Annotated in this window: 17 protein-coding genes; 11 read left to right on the top strand and 6 right to left on the bottom strand. The window is 71.8% G+C overall.

Annotated features, from left to right (window positions below; all coding sequences use genetic code 11):
• Window positions 1–53: 53 nt before the first annotated feature.
• Window positions 54–2,039, bottom strand: coding sequence for a GTP-binding protein (locus tag ACIQTP_RS35860; protein WP_403407850.1), 1,986 nt, complete (start codon window positions 2,037–2,039; stop codon window positions 54–56).
• 247 nt (window positions 2,040–2,286) lie between these two features.
• Between ACIQTP_RS35860 and ACIQTP_RS35855 the strand changes: the two genes are divergently transcribed.
• From ACIQTP_RS35855 to ACIQTP_RS35825, 7 genes are read left to right on the top strand one after another with little or no spacing between them, the layout of a single operon-like run.
• Window positions 2,287–2,757, top strand: coding sequence for a (2Fe-2S)-binding protein (locus tag ACIQTP_RS35855; protein ID WP_403407848.1), 471 nt, complete (start codon window positions 2,287–2,289; stop codon window positions 2,755–2,757).
• Window positions 2,754–5,156: a xanthine dehydrogenase family protein molybdopterin-binding subunit gene (locus ACIQTP_RS35850; RefSeq protein ID WP_403407846.1), complete on the top strand. Its 2,403-nt coding sequence runs from the start codon at window positions 2,754–2,756 to the stop codon at window positions 5,154–5,156. The genes ACIQTP_RS35855 and ACIQTP_RS35850 overlap by 4 nt, the downstream gene beginning before the upstream one ends.
• Complete coding sequence (locus ACIQTP_RS35845) at window positions 5,153–6,004, top strand: FAD binding domain-containing protein (protein WP_403407844.1); 852 nt, start codon at window positions 5,153–5,155, stop codon at window positions 6,002–6,004. The genes ACIQTP_RS35850 and ACIQTP_RS35845 overlap by 4 nt, the downstream gene beginning before the upstream one ends.
• Window positions 6,005–6,009: 5 nt before the next feature.
• Window positions 6,010–6,894 carry an AAA family ATPase gene (locus tag ACIQTP_RS35840; RefSeq protein ID WP_403407842.1) on the top strand — a complete coding sequence of 295 codons (885 nt, stop codon included), beginning with the start codon at window positions 6,010–6,012 and terminating at the stop codon, window positions 6,892–6,894.
• Between the two features lie 50 nt (window positions 6,895–6,944).
• Window positions 6,945–8,078, top strand: a complete 1,134-nt coding sequence (locus tag ACIQTP_RS35835) for a VWA domain-containing protein (protein ID WP_403408054.1) — start codon at window positions 6,945–6,947, stop codon at window positions 8,076–8,078.
• Window positions 8,079–8,111: 33 nt separating this feature from the next.
• Window positions 8,112–9,272, top strand: a complete 1,161-nt coding sequence (locus ACIQTP_RS35830; protein WP_403407840.1) for an XdhC family protein — start codon at window positions 8,112–8,114, stop codon at window positions 9,270–9,272.
• Window positions 9,256–9,936 carry an SRPBCC family protein gene (locus ACIQTP_RS35825; protein WP_403407838.1) on the top strand — a complete coding sequence of 227 codons (681 nt, stop codon included), beginning with the start codon at window positions 9,256–9,258 and terminating at the stop codon, window positions 9,934–9,936. The genes ACIQTP_RS35830 and ACIQTP_RS35825 overlap by 17 nt, the downstream gene beginning before the upstream one ends.
• Before the next feature lie 5 nt (window positions 9,937–9,941).
• Here the strand turns inward: ACIQTP_RS35825 and ACIQTP_RS35820 are convergent, their stop codons facing one another.
• From ACIQTP_RS35820 to ACIQTP_RS35805, 4 genes are all read right to left on the bottom strand, one after another.
• Window positions 9,942–10,442, bottom strand: a complete 501-nt coding sequence (locus ACIQTP_RS35820) for a metallophosphoesterase family protein (RefSeq protein WP_403407836.1) — start codon at window positions 10,440–10,442, stop codon at window positions 9,942–9,944.
• Between the two features lie 27 nt (window positions 10,443–10,469).
• Window positions 10,470–11,636, bottom strand: coding sequence for an acyltransferase family protein (locus ACIQTP_RS35815; protein ID WP_403407834.1), 1,167 nt, complete (start codon window positions 11,634–11,636; stop codon window positions 10,470–10,472).
• A 104-nt stretch (window positions 11,637–11,740) separates the two neighbouring features.
• Window positions 11,741–13,261 carry a HEAT repeat domain-containing protein gene (locus ACIQTP_RS35810; RefSeq protein WP_403407832.1) on the bottom strand — a complete coding sequence of 507 codons (1,521 nt, stop codon included), beginning with the start codon at window positions 13,259–13,261 and terminating at the stop codon, window positions 11,741–11,743.
• 67 nt (window positions 13,262–13,328) lie between these two features.
• Window positions 13,329–15,764 (bottom strand): SpoIIE family protein phosphatase, encoded by a 2,436-nt coding sequence (locus ACIQTP_RS35805; RefSeq protein ID WP_403407830.1) that lies wholly within the window; start codon window positions 15,762–15,764, stop codon window positions 13,329–13,331.
• Window positions 15,765–15,944: 180 nt separating this feature from the next.
• On the opposite strand from ACIQTP_RS35805, the gene ACIQTP_RS35800 reads away from it, so the two are divergent.
• Window positions 15,945–18,104: a SpoIIE family protein phosphatase gene (locus ACIQTP_RS35800; protein ID WP_403407828.1), complete on the top strand. Its 2,160-nt coding sequence runs from the start codon at window positions 15,945–15,947 to the stop codon at window positions 18,102–18,104.
• Between the two features lie 149 nt (window positions 18,105–18,253).
• On the opposite strand, the gene ACIQTP_RS35795 is transcribed toward ACIQTP_RS35800, so the two are convergent.
• The gene (locus ACIQTP_RS35795; RefSeq protein ID WP_403407826.1) at window positions 18,254–19,678 is read right to left on the bottom strand and encodes a S1 family peptidase; all 1,425 of its coding nucleotides are present in this window, start codon (window positions 19,676–19,678) and stop codon (window positions 18,254–18,256) included.
• A 730-nt stretch (window positions 19,679–20,408) separates the two neighbouring features.
• Between ACIQTP_RS35795 and ACIQTP_RS35790 the strand changes: the two genes are divergently transcribed.
• The 3 genes from ACIQTP_RS35790 to ACIQTP_RS35780 all read left to right on the top strand — a co-directional run bounded on the left by ACIQTP_RS35790 (window position 20,409) and on the right by ACIQTP_RS35780 (window position 23,748).
• Complete coding sequence (locus ACIQTP_RS35790) at window positions 20,409–20,624, top strand: hypothetical protein (RefSeq protein ID WP_054236564.1); 216 nt, start codon at window positions 20,409–20,411, stop codon at window positions 20,622–20,624.
• Between the two features lie 92 nt (window positions 20,625–20,716).
• Window positions 20,717–21,529, top strand: a complete 813-nt coding sequence (locus ACIQTP_RS35785; protein WP_403407824.1) for an HlyD family efflux transporter periplasmic adaptor subunit — start codon at window positions 20,717–20,719, stop codon at window positions 21,527–21,529.
• Window positions 21,526–23,748 carry an NHLP family bacteriocin export ABC transporter peptidase/permease/ATPase subunit gene (locus tag ACIQTP_RS35780; protein WP_402033034.1) on the top strand — a complete coding sequence of 741 codons (2,223 nt, stop codon included), beginning with the start codon at window positions 21,526–21,528 and terminating at the stop codon, window positions 23,746–23,748. The genes ACIQTP_RS35785 and ACIQTP_RS35780 overlap by 4 nt, the downstream gene beginning before the upstream one ends.
• Window position 23,749 lies beyond the last annotated feature (1 nt).

Raw genomic sequence — 23,749 nt, 5'->3', positions numbered from 1 at the left:
GTAAGTTTCAGCTTCTGGAGATCTTTTTGGGAGGCGTGTCGCCGTGTGCGGGCTCAGGCGCCGACCCTCCGCGTCACGTTCAGCAGGTACTCCTTGCGGTCCAGCGGGTTGAGGTCGGTGCGCGGGCGGTCGGGGACCGTGCCGCGCAGGACCGGTGCGTAGTGGTCGAAGACGCATTCCAGCTCGCCCTCGCCGCGGGTCAGCCCCGGGAGCTGCCGCTCCAGCCCATGGACCCGGGCGACCGGGATCCGGCCCTCCAGCACGTACGAAGCGCCCCGCAGCTCGGTGCTCCCCACGACGGCTCCCTGTTTCGCCAGCACCGGCAGCACCGCGCCGAGCGTGTCCGCCGGGGCCTCCAGCCTGAAGCGGTGCATCGGCTCGTACACCTGGGTGCCCGCCGCCCGCAGCGCGTCCATCACCACCAGTGGGGTCAGGCCCCGGAAGTCGGCGCCCGTGCTGGACATGCTCTTGTCGAAGCCCTGGTGGGCGTGGCTCTGCCGGGGTGAATAGCCGGAGTGGGTCATGGCGACCGTGCAGTCCGTCACCTGCCAGCCGTGGATTCCCTGCGCGAGCGTCTCCTTCACGGTGTCCTCGACCGCCTTGAAGAACGCGTACGGCATCGCTCCGAGCTCGACCTCCAGCCGGAACTCCACCCCGGAGCCGACCGGGGCCGGATCGATACGCAGGCCGACGGTCGCGAGAAAGGGATTGGGGTCCTTCTTGTTGAACTCGACCGCCGCGCCGCTGCCGAGGGGCCGCTCGATGCACAGGGGTGTCGTCTCGCGGAACAGGACGTCGATGCCGAACTCATCGGCCAGAGTCGCCTGGATGACCTCTTTCTGCACCTCTCCGTAGAGCGACACGGAGATCTCCTTGCGCGTCTCGTCCTGGCGCAGATCGATCAGAGGGTCCTGCTCGGCCAATTGGGTGAGGGCGCCGTGCAGCGCGCCCTTGTCGGCCGGACGGCAGGGTTCGACGACGGTTTCGAGGGTCGGGGGCGCGAAGTGGTGCTCGCCGGCCGACGACTTCCGCGGTACGCCGATGGTGTCGCCGATACGGATGTCCGCGAGGCCCCAGAGCTTGCCGATCCGCCCCGCGGCCACGGACCGCTCGCGCGCCGCCGCACCCCGGTCGAAGACACTGATCGCGGTGACCCTGCCCTCCTGGCCATCACCCAGAGGCAGCCGGTCGCGCGTCCGCAGCGTCCCGGAGAACATCCGGGCGTACGCGATCTTCTCCCCGGCTGGCCCACGCTCGACCTTGAAGACGCTGCCCGACACCGGGCCGTCGACATCGGCCTCGGCGCGCGGCAGCAACTCCTTGATCCCCGTGATCAGTTCGTCGACCCCGGCGCCCGTCACGGCCGAGCCGAAGAACACGGGATGGACCAGGGCCTGTCCGGTCTGCCGCACCAGAGCGGCGCGGATCAGGTCGTACGACACCCGGCCCTCGACGTACGCGGCGAGCAGCGCGTCGTCGTGCCCGGAGAGCAGGTCGAGCAGCGGCGCGCCCTGCCGTGCCTCGTCGAACAGCCCGAAGCGGGCGTCCCGCGTGCCCTGCGCCCGGACCTCGCCCATGGGGACGATCGCCGGTGTGAGCCGCGCCGCGACGGCGTCGAGCACGCGCTCGCAGCTCGCCCCGCCGCGGTCGATCTTGTTGACGAAGACGAGCGTGGGAATGCGCAGCCGCCGGAGCGTCCGCATCAGCACACGGGTCTGCGCCTGCACGCCCTCCACGGCGGAGATCACCAGCACGGCGCCGTCGAGCACGCTCAGCACGCGCTCCACCTCGGCGATGAAGTCCGGGTGTCCCGGCGTGTCGATCAGATTGACGGTCACGTCGCCGACCGTGAACGAGACCACGGCGGACTTGATCGTGATACCGCGCTGCCGCTCCAGCGCGAGGGAATCGGTCTGGGTGTTCCCGTCGTCGACACTGCCGATCTCGTCGATGACTCCGACCGAGTGCAGCAGCCGCTCGGTCAGGCTTGTCTTACCGGCGTCTACGTGCGCCAGGATTCCCAGGTTGAGCATATGCACCGGGTGTCATGTCCTTTGAAGTGGGAGTGATTCCTTCCTGGGTGGACATGAACGGTGTGCGCATTGCTGCTCCCTGATCTTGGTGGACGCGTCCCCGCCAGTGCAGCAGGCGGCCTCGGCCCTCAGCAACGGATTAACGCTCAACAAATCCCCGCCGCAGCACTCGCCGCCCTCCCCGCCCGGCCCTAGAGTGACGCACACCACGTAAAATGGCTGAAACCCCTCACCTGGCTCCCCGGGAGGGCACATGACCCGCATTTCGGTGAAGGTGGACGGCACCACGTACGAGGACGAGGTCGAACCCCGCCTTCTCCTGGTCCACTATCTGCGCGACCACCTTGGCCTGACCGGCACCCCGATCGGCTGCGACACGTCGAACTGCGGGGCCTGCACGGTCGACCTGGACGGGGAGAGCGTCAAGAGCTGCTCGGTCCTCGCCGTCCAGGCGGACGGGAGCGAAGTGACCACCATCCAGGGGCTGGCGCACGACGGTGAGTGGCACGCGCTCCAGAAGGCGTTCCACGAACGGCACGCGCTCCAGTGCGGCTACTGCACCCCCGGGATGATCATGGCGGCCCGCGATCTGCTGCGCGAGAACCCGGCCCCGGGCCCGCAGGAGGTACGGGAGGCCCTGGAGGGCAACCTCTGCCGGTGCACCGGTTACCAGAACATCGTCCGCGCGGTCCTCGCCGCCTCCGGACAGGAGGTCTCGCCGTGACGGACCAGATCGTCGAACGCGAGGTCGGCCGCTCCCGGCCGCGCAAGGAGGACGCCCGTCTGGTCACCGGGCAGACCAACTGGACCGACAACATCAACGTCAACGGACTGCTCCATCTGGCCATCCTGCGCAGCCCCATGGCACACGCCCGGATCGACCGGATCGACGCCGCACCCGCCCGGGAGCGCCCCGGCGTGATCGCCGCGTTCACCGGCCGGGACCTCGCCGAGGGCCTCGGCTCCCTTCCCTGCGCCTGGCCGGTCACCGAGGACATCGTGCTGCCCGACCACCCGCCGATCGCGGTCGACGAGGTCCGGTACGCGGGAGACCCGGTGGCCGTCGTCGTGGCCCGCGACCGGTACGCGGCGGCCGACGCCCTGGAGGCCGTCGAGGTCGACTACACACCCCTCCCACCGGTGCTCGACCTGGAGGCCGCCCTCGCCGAGGACGCCCCGCTGGTCCACTCGGACAAGGGCACCAACCGCTGCTACGTCTGGCCGCTGGCCACCGGCGAGAACTACGCAGCCGTGCGGGAGCGCGCGGACGTCGTCCTCAAGCGCCGCTACCTCCAGCAGCGCCTGATCCCCAACGCGATGGAGCCGCGCGCCGTCGTGGTCACCCCGCTCGCCGCCTCCGGCGAGTACACCGTCTACTCGGCCACGCAGATCCCGCACATCCTGCGGATCATGCTCGCCGTCGTCACCGGCATCCCCGAGCAGAAGCTGCGCGTGATCGCACCCGATGTCGGCGGCGGCTTCGGCTCCAAGCTCCAGGTGTACGGCGAGGAGGCCCTCGCCCTCGCCGTCGCCCGGCGGCTCGGACGGCCCGTGAAGTGGACCGAGTCGCGCTCCGAGGGCTATCTCGCGACCCACCACGGCCGCGGCATGATCCAGGACGTCGAGATCGCCGCCACGAGCGAGGGCAGGCTGCTCGGCCTCAAGGTCGACCTCCTCGCCGACATGGGCGCCTATCTGATGCTCGTCACCCCGGGCATCCCGATCCTGGGCGCCTTCATGTACCCGGCGATCTACAAGATGGACGCGTACGACTTCACGTGCACCGGCGTCTTCACGACCAGGACGCCGACCGATGCCTACCGCGGCGCGGGGCGCCCCGAGGCGACGTACGCCATCGAACGGATCATGGACGAGCTGGCTGTCGAACTCGGCCTGGATCCGGTCGAGTTGAGGCGGCGCAACTGGATCGCGCACGAGGAGTTCCCGTACACGTCCATCGCCGGTCTGACCTACGACAGCGGCAACTACGAGGCCGCCACGGACAAGGCGCTCGCCCTCTTCGGGTACGACAAGCTGCGCGCCGAGCAGGCGGACCGCAACCAGCGCGGCGACTTGGTACGCCTGGGCATCGGCGTGTCCACGTACACCGAGATGTGCGGGCTCGCGCCCAGCCGGGTGCTGCGTGACCTGCGGTACGCGGCCGGGGGCTGGGAGGCGGCGAGCATCCGCATGCTGCCCACCGGCAAGGTCGAGGTGGTCACCGGCACCAGCCCGCACGGGCAGGGCCATGTGACCTGCTGGAGCCAGATCGCCGCCGATGTGCTCGGGGTGCCCTTCGAGGACATCGAGGTGGTGCACGGAGACACCAGGGCGGCGCCCCAGGGCATGGACACCTACGGCTCGCGCTCGCTCGTCGTGGGCGGGGCCGCGGTGCACCACGCGGCGCAGAAGGTGGTGGAGAAGGCCCGGAAGGTGGCCGCGCATCTGCTGGAGGCGAGCGAGCACGACCTGGAGTTCACACACGGCGTGTTCTGCGTGAAGGGCTCCCCCGAGGCGCGCAGGACCATCCAGGAGGTCGCGTTCGAGACGTTCTCCTCGCACGACCTGCCCGACGGCATGGAGCCCACCATCAACGCCGAGCACCTGCTCGACCCGGACAACTTCTCCTACCCGCACGGCACCCACCTGTGCGCGGTCGAGGTCGACACCGAGACCGGACGCACCACCATCCGCTCGTACGTGTGCGTCGACGACGTCGGCAGCGTCATCAACCCGATGATCGTCGAGGGGCAGGTGCACGGCGGGGTCGCGCAGGGCATCGCGCAGGCGCTGTACGAGGAGGCCGTGTACGACGACGAGGGCAACCTCGTCTCGGGCACGATGGCCGACTACCTCGTGCCCACGGCGGCCGACCTGCCCGAGTTCGTGACGGACCGGACGGAGACACCGGCGACATCGAATCCCCTGGGTTCCAAGGGAGTCGGGGAGTCGGGGACCATCGCCTCCACGCCCGCCGTCGTCAACGCGATCGTGGACGCGCTGCGCCCGCTCGGAGTGACCGAGGTGAGGATGCCCTGCACGCCACAACGGGTCTGGGAAGCCCTGCGGTCCGCTCGGGCGGCCGACGGGTCCGCCCGCTCCGGAGGGGAGGCGTCGGCATGATTCCCCCCGCATTCGACTACACGCGGCCCGCTAGCGTCGACGAGGCCGTGCGCACCCTCGCGGACGCGGGCGAGGACGCGAAGGTGCTGGCCGGCGGGCAGAGCCTGCTGCCCCTGCTCCGGCTGCGGCTCGCCTTCCCCGAACTGGTCGTCGACGTCGGCCGGATCCCGGAGCTGCGCGGGATCCGCGAGGACGCCGGCACTCTGGTCATCGGCGCGATGACCTCGCACCACGACGTCATCCGCGACCCGCTGGTGCGCCGGCACGCCGGACTGCTGGCGGCGGCCACCGCCACGGTCGCCGATCCCGCCGTACGCCATCGCGGCACCCTCGGCGGTTCGCTCGCGCACGCCGATCCGGCCGGTGACCTGCCCGCCGTGGTCCTCGCGCTCGACGCGACCCTGATCGCGGTGGGACCGGACGGGCGGCGCGCGATCCCGGCCCGCGAGTTCTTCCTCGACTATCTGCAGACCGCGCTGCGCCCGGACGAACTGCTGGTGCAGGTGGAGATCCCGTCGACCGAGGACTGGGGCTTCCACTACGAGAAGTTCCAGCGGGCCGCGCAGGCCTGGGCGGTGGTCGGCGTGGCGGCGCTCGTCCGGCGGGACGACGGACACCTCGCCGAGTCCCGGATCGGGCTGACCAACATGGGCTCCACGCCCCTGCGGGCCACGTCGACCGAGGCGGCGCTCACCGGCGCCGACGCCGAACCGGGCGCGGTGGCACGGGCCGCCGAGGCGGCGGCGGAGGGCACGCACCCCTCGTCCGATCCCTCGGGCTCACCCGAGTACCGCGCGCACCTGGCCCGGGTGCTCACGCGACGCGCGGTGCTGGCCGCCCTGGAGTAGCGCCCATGCACGAGGTGAGCGGTCCGGCGGAGGTGCGGGCCCGCCTGGAGAAGACGGGGTATCTCGTCGACGACGGGCTGGCCGTGGCCTGCTTCCTGGCGCTGCGGCTGCACCGGCCGCTGTTCTGTGAGGGTGACGCGGGCGTGGGCAAGACCGCGCTCGCGTCCGCCCTGGCCGAAGCCATGGACGCCCCGCTGATCCGGCTCCAGTGCTACGAGGGCATCGACGCCTCCCAGGCCCTGTACGACTGGGACTTCCCGCGTCAGTTGCTGCACCTGCGGGCGGCCGAGGCGGCGGGCGTGACGGATGCCGACCGGCTCGAAGGGGAGCTGTACGACCGGCGGTTCCTGGTCACGCGTCCGCTGCTGCGGGCGCTGGAGACCCAGCCGTCGGTACTGCTGGTCGACGAGATCGACCGCGCGGACGACGAGTTCGAGGCGTTCCTGCTGGAGTTGCTGTCCGAGTACACGATCACCATTCCGGAACTGGGCACCCTGCGGGCGCAGTTGCCGCCCGTCGTGGTGCTCACCTCGAACCGGACGCGGGAAGTGCACGACGCGCTGAAGCGCAGGTGCCTCTACCACTGGTTCGACCATCCCGGGTTCACCCGGGAACTCGCCATCGTTCGGAGGCGGTTGCCGCAGGTCACGGAGCGGCTGGCCGAGCAGGTGACGGCACTCGCGCAGGCCCTGCGCGCCGAGGACCTGGTCAAGCCGCCCGGGGTCGCGGAGACCATCGACTGGGCGGAGGCCCTGGACGCGCTGGGGGCGAGCGAGGTGGACGCGGAGCTGGCGGTGGCGACCCTGGGGTCGGTGCTGAAGTACCGGGAGGACGCCGAACGGGCGCGGGGCCTGGATCTGTCGGCGATCCTCGCGGCGCGGGAGACGTGAACAGCGTGAACGGCAGGGACAGCAGGGACGGCAGGAGCCGCGGGGACGAGGTGGGACAACGGCGCGCCCTCGACGCGTCCGCCGTGGTCGTCGGGTTCGCCCGGGCGTTGCGCGCCGCGGGCGTCGACGCCGCGCCCGACCGCGTGCAGGCCTTCCTGGGCGCGCTCGGCGTGCTCGATCCCGGTGCGCGCTCGGACGTGTACTGGGCGGGCCGTCTCACCCTGTGCGGGAGCCAGGACGACCTGGAGCGCTACGAGCGGGTCTTCGCGGCGTACTTCGGCGGCCGGCCCGGCGGTGCCCCGGCCCGGTCCGCTCCCCCACCGCGGGCCCGGACGGTGCCGCGCGGCGCCGGTACGGTCCCCCGCCCGCCGGCGCGGACCGAGGACGCCGTACCCGTGGCCGTGCTGGCCGACTCCACCGACGTACTGCGCCACCGGGACTTCGCCGAACTGACCGCCGCCGAGCGCGACCAACTGCGGCGGCTGCGGGCCGCGTTCACCCTGCGCGGCGAGGCCCGGCGCACCGCGCGGCGGCATCCGGCCCGGCGGGGCACCGTTGATCCACGGCGCACCGTACGGGAGTTGCTGCGCGGCGGCGGGGAGCCGGCGCGGCTGCGGCACCGGGCGCGAGCGGACCGGCCGCGCCGGGTGGTGCTGCTCGTGGACGTGAGCGGCTCGATGGGGCCGTACGCGGACGCGCTGCTGCGTTTCGCGCACGCGGCCCTCCACGGCCCCCGCACGCGGGGCACCCGCACGGAGGTCTTCACGATCGGTACTCGGCTGACCCGGGTGACCCGTGAACTGGCGCACCGCGATCCCGACACGGCCATGGCCGCGCTCGCGGTGGCGGTTCCGGACTGGCGTGGCGGCACCCGGCTGGGTGAGATGCTGCGCGGCTTCCTGGACCGGTGGGGGCGGCGGGGCATGGCGCGCGGCGCGGTGGTCGTCCTGCTGTCCGACGGGTGGGAGCGTGGCGATCCGTCCCTGCTCGCGGAGCAGATGCGCCGCCTGCACCGGCTCGCGCACCGGGTGATCTGGGCGAACCCGCGCAAGGCCCGCCCCGGATACGCGCCCCTGGCCGGCGGGATGGCCGCGGCGCTGCCGAGCGTGGACGCGTTCGTCGAGGGACACAGTCCGGCCGCGCTGGAGCGGCTGGCGGCGGTGGTGAGAGGAGCGGACTCTTGAGTGGGACGCACCCTGTGGTGAGCGGAGCGAGTGATGCGTGAGATCCTCCCGGCGCTGGAGCGGTGGTACGCGGCGGGCTCCCCCTTCGGGCTCGCCACGGTGGTCGCGGTCAGCCGCAGCGCGCCCCGGGACCCGGGCGCCGCCATGGCCGTGGGGCCCGGCGACGAGGTCGTGGGCAGTGTGTCCGGCGGCTGTGTCGAGGGGGCGGTCTTCGAGTTGGCCCAGGAGGTGGTGGCGTCCGGCGAGACCCGCCTGGAGACCTTCGGGTACAGCGACGAGGACGCGTTCGCCGTGGGGCTCACCTGCGGCGGCGAGATCACCCTGCTCATCCGCCGGGTGACGCCCGCCGAGGACCCCTCCTTCGCCGCGGTGGCCGACTCGGTGGCCGCCGGCCGGCCCGTGACGGTGGCGACGGTGATCGAGGGGCCGGCGCCGCTCGGGGCCACGCTCGCGGTGTGGCCGGACGAGGTGGCCGGTTCGCTGGGCTCCACCGGTCTGGACGTGGCCGTCACCGCCGACGCCCGCGGTGAACTGGCCCAGGGCGCCACGATCCGGCGGCACTACGGAGCGCACGGCGAGCGCCGCGAGGACGCCGTGACCGTCTTCCTCCATTCCTTCGCCCCGCCCCCGCGCATGCTGGTCTTCGGCGCGATCGACTACGCGGCGGCGGTGGCCCGCATCGGGGACTTCCTCGGCTACCGGGTCACGGTGTGCGACGCCCGCCCGGTCTTCGCCACCGCGAAACGGTTCCCGGCGGGAGTGGAGGTCGTCGTGGACTGGCCGCACCGCTATCTGCGGGGTACGACGACCGACGCGCGCACGGTGATCTGCGTCCTGACCCACGACCCGAAGTTCGACGTGCCCCTGCTGGAGGAGGCGCTGCGCCGCCCGGCCGCGTACATCGGGGCGATGGGCAGCCGTCGCACCCACGACGACCGCAGGAAGCGGCTCATCGACGCCGGTCTGTCGGAGGGCGAGCTGTCCCGGCTGCGCTCGCCGGTCGGGCTCGACCTCGGAGCCCGTACGCCGGAGGAGGTGGCCGTGTCCGTCGCCGCGGAGATCGTCGCACTGCGGTGGGGCGGCAGCGGGGCTCCGCTGACGGCGACGGGCGGGGCGATCCATCCCGTACCGGTCGATATGCCTGCCGGACCCGTCGATGTGCCTGGAGGAGAGCAGCATGGAATTGCATCATGAGTTCACCGTCCCCGTTGCCGTCGACGACGCCTGGCGGGCGCTCCTCGACGTCGAACGGATCGCCCCGTGCATGCCGGGCGCGACGGTGGACGACTACGACGGCAAGACCGTGACCGGTTCGGTGAAGGTCAAGGTGGGGCCCATCACGGTGACGTACCGGGGCACCGCCGTCTTCGAGGAACAGGACGAGTCCGCGCACCGGATGGTACTGATCGCGAGCGGCAAGGAGACCCGCGGCCAGGGCACCGCACGGGCCACGGTCACGGGCACGCTCGCCGAACGCGACGGCGGCACGGCGGTGTCGGTGCGGACCGATCTGACCGTCACGGGGCGTCCGGCGCAGTTCGGTCGCGGCGTCATGGCGGAGGTGGGCGACAAGCTGGTCGGACAGTTCGCGGAGTGTCTGGCGCGGCGCCTCGAAGAACCGGCCGAACGGACCGAGCCACCCGAGCCGGTCGAACCACTCCAACCGGTCCAACATGCCCAACCAGGCCAGCCGGACCCGGTCCAACCGGTCCAGCCGGTCCAACCGGTCCAACCAGTCGAACCGATCGACCTGTTGCGGACCGCCGGACCTCCGGTCGCCAAGCGCGTGGCGGTCGCGGTGGCCACCGCCGTCCTGGCACTGGTCTTCGTGCGCATACGACGCCACCGGCACGCCTGAGTGCCTCAGCCGGGGTCGACGCGGTGCAGGGTCACCTCGGTCAGCTGTCCTTCGGTCACGGTCGCGGTCATGTACGTGTGGTGCGGCTGGCGGCGGCGGTCGGTCGGGGAGCCCGGGTTGAGCAGGCGCAGGCCCGTCTCGGTGGTGGTGTCCCAGGGGATGTGGCTGTGTCCGAAGACCAGGACGTCGAGGTCGGGGTAGCGCTCGGCGCAGCGCCGCTCGCGGCCCTGGGCGGTACCGGTCTCGTGCACGACACCGAGACGCAGACCGTCCAGGTCGACGCGGGCGACCTCGGGGAGGCGGGCGCGCAGGGCCGGGCCGTCGTTGTTGCCGTACACCCCGACGAGCCTGTGCGCCCGCTCCTCCAGCAGATCGAGGGTGGCGGTGTCCACCCAGTCGCCGGCGTGGACGACGACGTCGGCGTGCGGGAGTTCGGCCATCAGCTGCGGCGGCAGTGCCTTGGCGCGCTTGGGCAGGTGGGTGTCGGACATCAGAAGCAGACGCACGGCACTCACCCTAGGAGCGCGGTCGTGTCACCGCGAGGAGTCCGGTCGTGTCACGGCGCGCCCGGCCGAGAACATGGACTTCCATGATCGGTTCCGCTTGAACGGCAGCTCGAACAGCTTGGCGAACAGCCACGCTCCCAGGACCGAGGCGGGCAGCGCCAGTGTCAGCGTGAACCAGAACGCTGGCAGACCCGGCGATACGAAACGTGGGGCCACCTTCCGGCAGACGATCATGACGATCGGCAGGTGAACCAGGTAGAGGCTGTAGGAGAAGTCGCCGAGGCCGCGCATGGGGCGCGTGGCCAGGAGCCGCATGAGGACGGCGGGCCTGCCGGTGGCAACCGCCACGATGATCATCGTCATGGCGGGCGCGACGGCGAGATCGACCCAGAAATAGTGGTCCACCGTCCACGCCGACCCCTTGATGACGACAAGGGCCACAACCGGCAAGGCGGCCAGGGCGGCGAGCCAATGCCACGGCAGGCGCCGGACCTTCTCCGTCGCGACCACGATTCCCGCCCCCACCAGACCCGCGACGAACACGGGGGCGAGGTTCGGGGTCAGCCAGTTCACGCCTTCCACCGGGGACGCGTTCGGCGCCAGCAGGCCGCGTACGACGACCAGGAGTGTCACGCCCGCGACCAGGACGACCGCGCCCAGCCGCCGTCGGACGAGGAGGAGGAGCGGAAAGACGAGATAGAGCTCCGCCTCCACGCCGATCGACCAGAAGGCCCCGTTCGGTGTGGGAGCCGTGAATATGTCCTGGACCAGGAAGCCGTACACCAGGATCGATGAGCCGGTCGGCGGTCCGAAGTGCGAGGCGGGCACCACGAACCGGGCGACCGCCAGGCTCAACGCGAGTGCCGCCCAGTAGGGAGGCAGGATGCGCCACGCGCGCCGCCGCAGGAACCGGGAAACGCCGCCCAGCTGCCAACCGTTGCGCGCCGGCGAGATGGCCAGGGAGAAACCGGACAGCACCAGGAAGAAGACCACGGCGAGACGCCCGTACATCAGCCAGCCCAGCCAGGCGGGACCCGAGTTCTCGGGAAAGCCCGGCATGGTCAGAAGCCAGCAGTGGAAGAACACGACGTACAGCGCGGCCAGACCGCGGAGCCCGTCAAGGCCCAGCACCTGGTGGCGGCCACGCGTTTCGGGCCGCTCCAGCGGTGGAGAGACGGTGAGTGGGGTTCCCATACTCTCTCTCACGTGTCGTCCCCGGCCGATGTTCAACTACCGTCCGATCATCGGCCCGTACGCCTCGGAGTCGATGAACTGGAACAGCCGACCGGGCCGGACGTTCACATCAGCGTATCCACGGAGGAGCCGGCCGGGTCCCCGAGCGTCCGCGCCAGCCGCCGTATCTCCGCCACGTCCAACGCGGGGTTCGCGGCGGCCGGATGAGCCAGCTCCTCGTCGTCGAGGAGTTCCGTCAGCCGGGGCCGCGGGAGGTTCGGGTGGCGCGCCGCCGCGGCCCGTACGGCGGGGTCCGGGTCCCTGGTGAGGCGTTCCACGACGGCCGGCGCTGTCTCGGGGTCGCGCACGGCCAGGGCTCTGACCTCGGGGTCCTCGTGGTCGGCGAAGGCGGCCAGTCGGGTGGCCGGGAAGTTCGGCCGGGTGGCGAGGTGTGAGCGGTCGCGACCGGTGTACTCGAGGAAACTGCGCAGCAGCAGGGCCGCGGGGGCGTCGGGATGGTTCTGGGCGAGCGTGACGCGTACACCGAGGTCCTCGTCGTCGGCCAGGCGTGCCACGAGGTCCGGCGGGAGCGAGTGGACTCCGGCCGCCTTCCTGCGCAGCATCGGATGGGCCGAGAGGGCGTCCCGGCGGACGTCCTCGGGGGCTCGTGGCACCCATGGTGCGGGCCAGTGAGAGAAACCGCAGTCCATGGGCACCTCGTAGTCGATCGCGGCCCGCTCCTCCTCGCTCAGCGCTGGGTGCAGGGACAGCGCGAGCCGCACCTCGGGGTCGGGGTCCACGGCGAGCACACGGCGTTCGGCGGGGCCGAGGTCCGCGCGGTACGCGATGCCCTCCCGCACCTCCGGATCCGGATCGGCGGCCAGCAGGACCACCACATCGGCGGGGAGGCTGGGGTTGCGGGCGATCATCGCCCGCTCGTCGTCACTGGCCGGAGCGGTCAGGACAAGGTCCACGACGGCTCTGGTGAGGGGCAGGTTGCACAGCATGCCCGTGCGTGCGTGACAGGGCTTGGCGGGCAGCGCGCTCTCCAGCCAGGCCGCATCCTCGTTGTGGGTGTGCAACAGCGCCCTGTCCCGCACGCCCTCGTCGGGGTCCGCCAGCAGCGCGGCCCGCGCGTCGGCGGACAGCCACTCCCACGCGCCGACCCCCCAGCGGCGGACCTTCGCGTCCGGGTGTGTGTGCATCGTCCGCAGCAGCTCGGTGGAGATCTGCTGGTAGAAGACACCGGCGAGTTCGTCGTTCCCGTACGTCCTGATCATGTGGACGAGGGCCTCGTCGGCCAGTGGCTCGGGCCGGAGCTGGAAGGGCATCCGGGGCCCATCGGCGAGGTGCGCGCGGACGAACCACTCCGGATCGTCGATCAGTCGTACCCGCTGGGCCGGATCGACGTGGGGATTGCGGGCGAAGAAGCTGCGGGTGTACGTGTCGGGGTGCTCGATCACCGCGTCCACGACGGCGTCGGGCAGCACCCGGTCCCGGCACAGCACCATCCGTACCGCCGCCGGACCGTCGGCGAGCAGCCGCAGCAGGACGTCCTGCGGGGTGGAGGGGTTGAGCGCCAGCCCGGCCAGCCGCCGTGCGGCCAGGTCGGCTTCCTCCCATATCCGCTCAGGTGTCTTCACCATGCTCGATGCCCCCGTGTGCAGACCGGCCCCCGCCCCCAGGGGCACCTGGTGCCCGACCCTATCCCCTTCAGTCCAGCGGGATTTCGCTCCACACCTGCTTGCCGCCGCTGACCGGCACGGTGCCCCAGGTCGCCGACATGGCCTCGACGAGGAGGACGCCGCGGCCGCCGGTGGCCTCCCAGCCGATGCTGGTGGGCTTGACGGGCGTACGGGGTGAGGTGTCGGCGACGGAGATCCGCAGGCGGTGGTTGATGAGGGTGATGTCGAGCCTGACCTGGCCGTCGGTGTGTACGAGGGCGTTGGTGACGAGTTCGGAGACGACGAGGAGCGCGCCGTCCATGCTGTCGTCGGGCACTCCCCAGGAGCGCAGGGTGCGCCGGGTGAAGCGGCGGGCGTGCCGGACCGCCTCCGGGACGCGCCACACCGTCCAGCTCTCCCGCAGCGGGCGGGTCGCCAGACCGTCGTAGCGCATCAGGAGGAGGGCCACGTCGTCGCTGCGGTTGGCGCCCGTGAGCAGTCCGTCGGCCACCACGCCGAGGTGGGCGGGGTCGGACGCGGTCAGTTCGCCGGCCAGCCGGTTCAGTCCGTCCTCGATGTCGACCTCGGCGGACTCGACGAGACCGTCCGTGGTCAGGGCGAGGACCGTGCCGAGCTGGAGTCGCAGCGGGCTCATCGGGAAGTCGGCCTGGGTGACGACGCCCAGTGGTGGTCCGCCCTCGGACATGGTGACCTCCGTTGTGCCGTCCGGGTGGCGCAGCACGGGCGGGTGGTGCCCGGCGCGTACGCACCAGGCGGTGCCCTCCTCCAGGTCCACGTCGACGTAGCAGCACGTGACGAAGAGGTCGGTCTCCAGGTCCATGAGGAGTCGGTTGGCGTGCTGCACGACGACGTCCGGGGGGTGGCCCTCGATGGCGTACGCGCGCAGGGCCGTGCGCATCTGGCCCATCAGGGTGGCCGCCTGGGCGTTGTGGCCCTGGACGTCGCCGATGACGAGGGCGACGTGGTTGTCGGGCAGCGGGATCACGTCGTACCAGTCGCCGCCGACCTCCAGGCCCGCCGTGGTGGGCAGATAGCGGGCGACGGCGACCGCGCCGGGGAGCCGGGGCAGGCGCCGCGGCAGCAGGGAGCGCTGGAGCATGCCGACCAGCTCGTGTTCGGCGTCGAAGGCGCGGGCGCGTGTCAGGGCCTGGCCCGCGAGGCCCGCGGACGCGGTGAGCAGCGCGCGCTCGTCGGTGCCGAACTCGTGCGGGTCGTCCCAGCCGATCAGACAGGCGCCCGCCATCCGGCCGCCGGCGGGCAGCGGCAGGATGGCGAGACCGCCGGGACCGACGTCGGCGAGCGCCGGTTCCAGGGGTGCTCCGGCGGCCCAGACGACGGGGCGTCCCTCGATGAGGGCCGCCTCCAGCGTGGGCATGGCGCGTACGGGCGCGTCGGGCCACTCCGAACGCCACTCGGAGCGCCACAGCTCTGGCCAGGCGTCCGGTTCGGGCGGGTCCAGGAGGGTGACGACGAGACGGTCGCCCTCCAGTTCGGCGAGGGCGATCCGGTCGGCCCGCAGGGGGCGCCGCAGCGCCGCCACCACGGCCCGGCCGACGTCACGGACGGTGCCCGCGGTGGCGAGGGCCGCGGCGAGCCGCTGGACGCGGGCCACGTCGCTGACACCGGAGCGCAGCTTGGAGGCGTCGGCCACCGTGCCCACGAGGTGCGCGGGACGCCCCTCTCCGCCGGGCACGAAACGGGCGCGCAGCCGTAGCCACTTCGGCTCTCCGGAGGGCTGGAGGATGCGGAACTCCAGCTCGCGGTCGCCGATGGACATGTGGTCCGCCTCCACCACGGACATCAGCGTGGGCAGGTCCTCGGGGACGGTCAACGACAGCAGGCTCTCGACCTTGCCGTCGAACTCGGCCGGGTCGAGGCCGAACAGTTCCAGCGTCTCGCCGTCGACCTCGAGGCGTCCGGTGTCCATGGCGAGGTCGAACGAGCTGGTGGGCCGGGCGGCGGTGTCGCGAGGCGAGCCGGGCGCGGGGCAGAAGGCGGCCTCGGCGATCAGACCGAGGCACTCCCGGTCCTCCTCGTCGAAGCCGCCCGCGCGCTCGCCGGCCGCCACGAGGCAGCCGCCGTCCGGCAGGGGCAGGACGGCCAGCCAGAAGTCCTGGGACGGCAGCCTGCGGGCGTCGGCGCAGCGGGCGATCTCCGGCGGACCGAGCCACAGCGGTCGGCCCGAGCGGTACGCCTCCACCGCCGGGGAGCCGCCGGTCAGGACATAGCTGTCGCGCAGGCCGTAGAACGTCCTGGGGACGCCTGCCGACTCCGACAGGTACAGCTTGTCGCCGCGCTCGGTGGGCGAGTACACCGCGACGACGGCCGCGCCCGCGAAGACGAGTGCCAGTTCGAGGACACGGCGCAGTCGCTCGCGCGGGTCCAGGTCAGGGGTGGGCGTCTTGAGGGCAAGTTCGGCACGCAGCGTCCTCTTTCCGCGTTCCGCCGCGCCCTCACTGACCACGTCCGCAATTACAGCGCTTCCGGGGCGCTCGCGCAGCCCCTGTGACCGTTCCGGGGTCGTCGGGCCTGCGGCGGAGCCCGGACGCGGCACCCTGTGCCGCGGGTGGCGCTCGCCGTGCGGGAAGGGCCGTCGCGAGGGAGCCTTGATCCCTGAAGTCCCGTAGCGCGGCCCTGCGAGGAGGTGGTCGGCGTGTCCGACTGGCAGGGGTCCGAGCAGGCGCCGGCGGGTCGGCCGATGCCGGTCGGACGGCCGCTGCTGTCGCTGACGCTGGCCTCGCTGCTGGAGGAGGTCCACGCCCACTCCGGGGCGGTGTACCTGCTGACGCCGGATGAGCCCGTGCTGGAGATGGCGGTCATGGCGGGCATGCCCAGGTCGTTCGCGGCACCGTGGGAGCGGGTGGGGCTCAACGCGCCGATCCCGGTCGCCGTGGCGGTGCGGGAGCGGCGGCTGGTCTGGGTCGGCGGCGAGGAGGAGATGGCCCGCCGCTTCCCGCGGATCGCCATGGTCCTGCCGTACCCCTTCGCGCTGGCCGCCCTCCCGGTGGCGACCGCGGGCACCGTGTACGGCGCCGTCTTCGTGACCTGGCCAGGCTCGCATCCGCTGGACCTCTCCGACCGGGAACGCGACCATCTCACCGCGTCCTGCGCCCGGCTCGCGCTGCGTCTGGAGCGGGCGGCGGCGGAGCGGCGTCCGGTCCACCCCGAGCCGGATCTGCTGGCGTCGTCCGCGGCGCCGGCCACCGGCGTGCTCGGCACGGTGGAGGCGGCGCGGATGGTGGCGCGGTTGCCGTACGGGCTGTGCGCGCTGGATCTGAACGGCCGGATCAGCTTCGCCAACTCCGCGACGGCCGACATGCTCGGCGTCCCGGCCAGCGGGCTGCCGGGCACCCAGCTGTGGGCGTCGGTGCCCTGGCTCAACGACCCCGTCTACGAGGATCGTTACCGGGCCGCGCTGATCAGCCAGCACGTGACGTCGTTCGTGGCGCTGCGGCCCCCCGGCGACTGGCTGTCGTTCCGGCTCTATCCGAGTAGGACCGGGCTGAGCGTGCGCATCTCCCGGGCCCGGTCGGTGGCCGAGATGGGGCGCGTCGAATCACGGCACGGGCAGGACGACACCACCCGGCGTCTGGTGACCATCTCCCAGGTGCTGAGCCTGGCCGGCGCGCTCACCCAGGCGGCCGGCGTCGAAGACGTGGTGCAGCTGGTGGCGGACGAGATCGCGCCGGCCGTCGGCAGCAAGGCCCTGGTCATCCTCGGCTCGCGCTCCGGCCGCCTGCACGTGCTCGGCCACCGGGGGTACGCGGACGCGCACATCGTGGAGCGCTGGCACGGGGTGCCGCTGAGCGCGCAGACCCCGGGCACCCAGGCACTGAAGACCGGGCTGCCGGCGTTCTTCGACTCCCGCCAGCAGCTGGAGCGCCTCTACCCGGACCGCAGCGCGACACCCGACGGCATGGCGGCGTGGGCGTATCTGCCGCTGATCGCGTCCGGGCGTCCGGTGGGCACCTGCGTCCTCGGGTACGCGGAGGCGCACACCTTCCCGGCGGACGAGCGTGCCGTGCTGACCAGCCTCTGCGGTCTGATCGCGCAGGCTCTGGAGCGGGCCCTGCTCTACGACACCAAGCTCCAGCTGGCGCACGGTCTGCAGGCCGCGCTGTTGCCGCACTCGTTGCCTTCGCTGCCCTCGATCGAGGCGGCCGCACGCTATCTCCCGGCCAATCAGGGGATGGAGATCGGCGGGGACTTCTACGACCTGATGCCCTCGCACGGTCTGGCCGCGGCGGTCATCGGTGACGTGCAGGGGCACAACGTGACGGCGGCGGGCCTGATGGGGCAGATCCGCACGGCCGTACGGGCGTACACGACCGTCGGCCAGCCGCCGGAGGGGGTCATGCGCAGCACCAACCGGCTGCTGATCGACCTGGGGGCCGAGCTGTTCGCGAGCTGTCTCTACATGCGTCTCGACCCGGCGCGCGAGGTGGCCGTCATGTCGCGCGCGGGTCATCCGCCCCCGCTGCTGTTGCGGCCGGACGGGCGGGTGCGGGTGCTCGACCTGGCCGGTGGGCCACTGCTGGGTATCGACGCGTCCGCCACGTATCCGACGACCGAGGTGCCGCTCGTCCCCGGTTCGGTCCTCGCCCTTTACACCGACGGTCTGATCGAGTCGCCCGGCGTGGACATCGAGGACGCCCTGGCCGACCTCGGCCGGAAACTCACCGAGGGCGGTGACCTGCCGTTGAACGCGCTGGCCGACAGTCTCGTCGAGCAGAGCGGGGCGGTGACGCAGGAGCGGCCCGACGACGTGGCGCTGCTTCTGCTGCGGGCGCGTCCGCACGACTGAGCGGTACAGGAACGCGGTGGGGTCCGGCCCTCTCGTGAACGGCGGCGGAACGCGGTGAGGTCCGGCCCTCCCGCCGGAGGGCCGGACCCTTTCCACTGCCGACCGGGCCGTGCCGGCACGGCCGGGTCAGTGGTTCGTGGTCACCCGTGTCACGGGGTGCTGGTCACCAGGCCGGAGCCGGCGTCCATACCGGTGCTGGACTGGTCGCTACCCGTCCCGGACTGGTCGCCCGCGGCCGGGTCGGTGGCCGCCGGGTCCGTGGCTGCCGGGTCGGTCGCCGCCGGGTCCGTCGCGGCCGGGTCCGTCGCGGCCGGGTCCGTCGCCGCCGGGTCCGTCGCCGCCGGGTCGGTCGCCGCCGGGTCGGTCGCGGCGGGGTCCGTGGCCGCCGGGTCGGTCGCCGCGGCGCTCGCGTCGCCGGCACCCGCGGCGCCACCCGCGCCGAGCGTCGCGCCGGTCGCCTGGAGGGCGGCGGTCACGGGCTGGAAGAAGGTCTCGCCGCCGACGGTGCAGTCACCGCTGCCGCCGGAGGTCAGGCCGATCGCGCTGCCGTCCTGGGTGAACAGGGAGCCGCCGCTGTCGCCCGCCTCGGCGCAGACGTCGGTCTGTATGAGACCGGTGACGGTGTCGACGCCGTTGGGGTCGGTCTCACTCTGGAAGTTGACCGTGGCGTCGAGACCGGTGACCGAGCCGTCGTGCAGACCGGTGGTGCTTCCCATCCGGAGAACCTGCTGACCGACCGTGGCGTCCGCCGCCTGGGTGATCTGGACGGTCTTCCCGTTGCCGACGTTCACCTCGCTCGCCGTCTGGGTGTTGGGGTCGTCGTACTTCACGAGGGAGAAGTCACCGGCACCGGGGAAGGTGGCCTGGTCGACGGTCGCGATCGGCTGGCCGTTCTGCGAGTCCGACCACTGCTTGGCCGCGACACCGCAGTGCCCGGCGGTCAGGAAGGCGGGGGCGCCGTCGCTCGCTGTGACGTTGAAGCCGAGGGAACAGCGGACGCCACCGGCGTCCGTCTGGGCGAAGATGGCGTCACCGCCCGACACGAACGTCTTGAACGAACCGGCGGACTTCTTGACCGTGGCCACGCCGGAGCCGAGCGAGTCGACGGTCGACGTCAGCTTGGCCCACTTCGCACCCGTGACGGTGCTGTCGGCGGTGACCTGGACCTGGTTCGTCTTGGGGTCGATCGCCCAGGCGGTGCCGGGGATGGTCGCGTCGGACTTCAGTGTCTTGGCAGCCGTCTTGAGCGTGGACAGGCTGTTGTTGACGCTGCGGGGAACAGCGCCGGCCTTCTCGACCGTGTTGACGACCTTGCTGTTGTTGCCGACGACATTGATGATGACCTGCTGCTTCGCGGCGTCCCAGTACGCGCCGCCGAAGGCGTCACCGACCTGGGAGGCGACGAGCGAGGCCAGGTCCGAGGCGTCCGCGGACTTCAGCGTCTTGGGAGTGGCGCCCTTCGCGTCGGTCTGCGAGGCGTTGGCGTGGGGCAGCAGCAGGGCCGCCGCTCCGAGCGCCGCGACGCTTCCGACAGCGATGGCGGCCTTGCGCTTGGGAATCCTTTTGTGACTCAACTCTTTGACCTCCTGGGGACGGGGTCGAGGCCACCGTCCGGCGGCTGACTAGGGGGCGCCTGGATGCCTGTTGATACGCGTGAGCCGCGCGGGCTGTTCAACTGTGTTTAAGAAAGAGAAGAGTTGGCTCGACCAAAGGCATGAAATACGAGCCAATCGGGCCTTACACCGAGTGAGCGAAGAGCGGTGCCACGCAAGTACCGTCCGGGCACCGCCGGGCCGAGCACGTGGTGCGGGCCGAACGGAGTCGACACGGTCCGCTACCGGCCAGTAACGGTCCGTCTTCCGACAGGAACGGAATCCCGGCTTCAGGGAATCTGCACATCGAATACGCAGGCGCGTCACGGCGGACAGCAGATCTGCACACTCGCGCGCCCCCCTCCGCGTCATTGCGGCGGGACTGTCCCTTTCGGGCGCGGGGCGACAAGCGCGGGGACGGAACAATGCCGTGCAGCATGTGAAGAACTGGCCTCCGAGACGTGCGCACGCCTGCACGGTTGGACCCCGGCCGTGCTCAAGTTCGCAGGTGAGAGCCCCGGTTGATTGGATGCGTGCGCCGCGAGCGTGCTTTGATCCGTTGCACCGCGGAGGTCGCAGCCAGGCATCCGGGAACGGGCGCCGCACAGCGCCCGGAATCGGGTGCCGCACCCCCGCGGTGGCGGCCGTCATCTGTCCCCAGAGGGGGGCCGCTCTCCCCCTTATGAATATCCATACGAAGGGAAGTTCCCTCATGAACTCCACCCCCCAGGTTGCCACCGCCGAGATCTCGGACGCCGACCTCGACAACGTCTCCGGCGGTCTGTCGCTGAACGCCGTTGGCACCGTGACCGGCCTGGTCGACGGTGTTGCCCCGGTCTCCGGCCTGGTCAACACGGTTGTCGGCACCGTCGAGGGTGTCACCGGCCTCAACACCGCCCCGGTCACGGGCCTGGTCGCCGGTCTCTGATCGCGTTTCAGTGCCGTTGAGTCCCGGAACCACTCCCCGGTTCCGGGACTTCTCGGATGCCGTAAACCTCTCGAACAGGTGAGGGAAGTCCCGTGCAGTTCCGCCAACAGGCCCTCGCCAAGCTGCAGTCGCCCGAAGAGCTCGACCTTCCGGTGCGCTTCGCCCGCCCCCAGGGCTGGCTCGCCCTGTCCGTGACGGTGGTCGTCATGGCGGCGGCGTCCGTCTGGGCCGTGACGGGCACGGTGGCGTCCACCGTGAGCGCGCCCGCCGTCCTCACCCACGGCGAGGGCAGTTACATCCTGCAGAGCCCCGTCGCGGGGCAGGTCACCGAGGTCGTCGCCCAAGAGGGCGAACGGCTGCCCGCGAACGCGCCCGTACTCAAGGTCCGTACGGCACAGGGCGGTACGACCGCCGTCGTCCGCACGGTCGCCGCCGGCCGCGTCACCGCGCTCGCCGCCACCATCGGGGCGATCATCTCGACCGGTGCGAACGTCGCCGCCGTGGAGAAGGTCGCCCACGCCGACGATCCGCTCTACGCGACGGTGTACGTCCCCGCCGAGAGCGCCGCCACCATCCCCGCGAACGCCGCGGTCGATCTCACCGTCCAGTCGGTGCCGACCCAGCAGTACGGGGTGCTGCGCGGCCATGTGAAGGCGGTCGGCCGGAGCGTGCAGACCCCCCAGCAGATCTCCTCCTTCCTCGGTGACAGCCAACTCGGCGAACAGTTCACCAAGAAGGGCAGGCCGGTGGCCGTCCTGGTCCGCCTCGACCGCTCCGCCGCGACGAAGAGTGGCCTGAAGTGGTCCTCGGCCGACGGGCCGCCGTTCGCGCTCGCCTCCATGACCCTGGCCACGGGTTCGATCCGCCTGGCCGATCAGCGTCCCGTCGATTGGCTTCTGCCGTGACCACCGCACCAGACACCCGGAGCAGACGCCGCCCCGCACCGCCCAAGCGCACGGTCCCCAAGGCGAAGGGGAAGACGGTCCGCACCCCCACCGTCCTCCAGATGGAGGCCGTGGAGTGCGGCGCCGCCTCCCTCGCCATGGTGCTCGGCCACTACGGCCGGCACATCCCCCTCGAAGAGCTGCGCATCGCGTGCGGTGTCTCCCGGGACGGCTCCCGCGCCAGCAACCTGCTGAAGGCGGCGCGCAGTTACGGCCTCACGGCCAAGGGCATGCAGATGGACACGGCCGCGCTCGCCGAGGTGAAGGCGCCCGCGATCCTGTTCTGGGAGTTCAATCACTACGTCGTCTACGACGGCATGGGCCGCCGCTTCGGACGGCGCGGCGTGCACATCAACGACCCCGGCAAGGGCCGCCGTTTCGTGCCGATGGAGGACTTCGACACCAGCTTCACGGGTGTGGTGCTGGTCATGGAGCCGGGGCCCGACTTCCGCAGGGGCGGCCGCAAGCCTGGCGTCCTGGGTGCCATGCCGGCCCGGCTGCGCGGCACCTCGGGCACGATGCCCGCGGCCGTGCTGGCGAGCCTGCTGCTGGTCGCGGTCGGGGCGGCGGTGCCCGCGCTGAGCCGGACCTACATCGACACGTATCTGATCGGCGGCCGGACCTCGCTGCTGGGCGTGCTGTTCGCGTCGATGGGCGCCTGCGTGGCGCTGACCGTCGTGCTGACCTGGCTGCAGCAGGCGAACCTGCTGCACGGCCGGATCATCTCCTCCACCCTCTCCAGCGCACGCTTCCTGCGCCATCTGCTGCGGCTGCCCGTCACCTTCTTCTCCCAGCGCAGCCCGGCCGACCTGGTCCAGCGGCTCCAGTCGAACGACGCGGTGGCCGAGACCCTGGCCCGCGACCTCGCGGCGGCCGGCGTGGACGCGATCGTGGTCGTCCTGTACGCGGTGCTCCTCTACACCTACGACCCACAGCTCACGGCCGTGGGCATCGGGGTCGCGCTGCTCAACGTGGTCGCGATGCGCGTGGTGATCCGGCTGCGCGCGACCCGTACGGCGAAGCTGCGCGCCGACAGCGCGCGCCTCACCAACACCGCCTACACGGGCCTCCAGTTGATCGAGACGATGAAGGCGACCGGCGGGGAGGACGGTTACTTCCGCAAGTGGGCGGGCCAGCACGCGACCACCCTGGAGGAGGAGCAGCGCCTCGGGGTGCCGAGCGCCTGGCTGGGCGTGGTCGCACCGACCCTCGCGACGCTCAACTCCGCGCTGATTCTCTGGATCGGCGGTCTGCGGGCGGTCGAGGGGCACATCTCCGTCGGTCTGCTCGTCGCCTTCCAGGCCCTGGTCACCCGCTTCACCGCGCCCCTCACCCGGCTGAACGGCGTCGCGGGCCGCATCCAGGACTTCGCCGCCGACGTGGCCCGGCTCAAGGACGTCGAGAACTTCCAGACCGACCCGCTCTACGCCCGCTCCGGCGGCGGCGAGTCCACCCGCCGGCTCCAGGGCCATGTCGAGCTGGAGAACATCACGTTCGGCTACAGCCCGCTCGACAAACCCCTGCTCACCGGCTTCTCGCTGACGGTCGGCCCCGGCCAGCAGGTGGCCCTGGTCGGCGGCTCGGGCAGCGGCAAGTCCACGGTCTCCAGGCTTATTTCGGGCCTGTACGCCCCGTGGGAGGGTGCGATCCGCATCGACGGACAGCGACTGGAGGACATCCCGCGCGGTGCGCTCGCCGCCTCCGTCTCCTTCGTCGACCAGGACGTGTTCCTCTTCGAGGGGACGGTCCGCGACAACGTGGCCCTGTGGGATCCGTCCATCCCCGACGAGGCCGTGGTCGCGGCGCTGGAGGACGCGGCGCTGTACGACGTCGTCACGCGCCGCCCCGGTGGCATCCACAGCCGGGTCGAACAGGACGGCCGCAACTTCTCCGGTGGCCAGCGTCAGCGCCTGGAGATCGCACGGGCGTTGGTGCGCCGGCCCAGCATCCTGGTCCTCGACGAGGTGACCAGCGCGCTGGACGCCGAGACCGAGCAGACCGTCATCGACAACCTGCGCAAGCGCGGCTGCGCCTGTGTGGTGATCGCGCACCGGCTCAGCACCGTGCGCGACAGCGACGAGATCGTCGTGCTGCAGCACGGCACGATCGTGGAACGCGGGCGGCACGACGCCCTGGTGGCAGCCGGCGGTCCGTACGCCGAGCTGGTCAAGGAGCGATGAG

This window comes from Streptomyces sp. NPDC090798, from assembly GCF_044768965.1.
GTDB lineage: Bacteria > Actinomycetota > Actinomycetes > Streptomycetales > Streptomycetaceae > Streptomyces.
The sequence above is the reverse complement of the archived record's forward strand: the minus strand, read 5'-3'. Positions and strand labels throughout refer to the sequence as shown.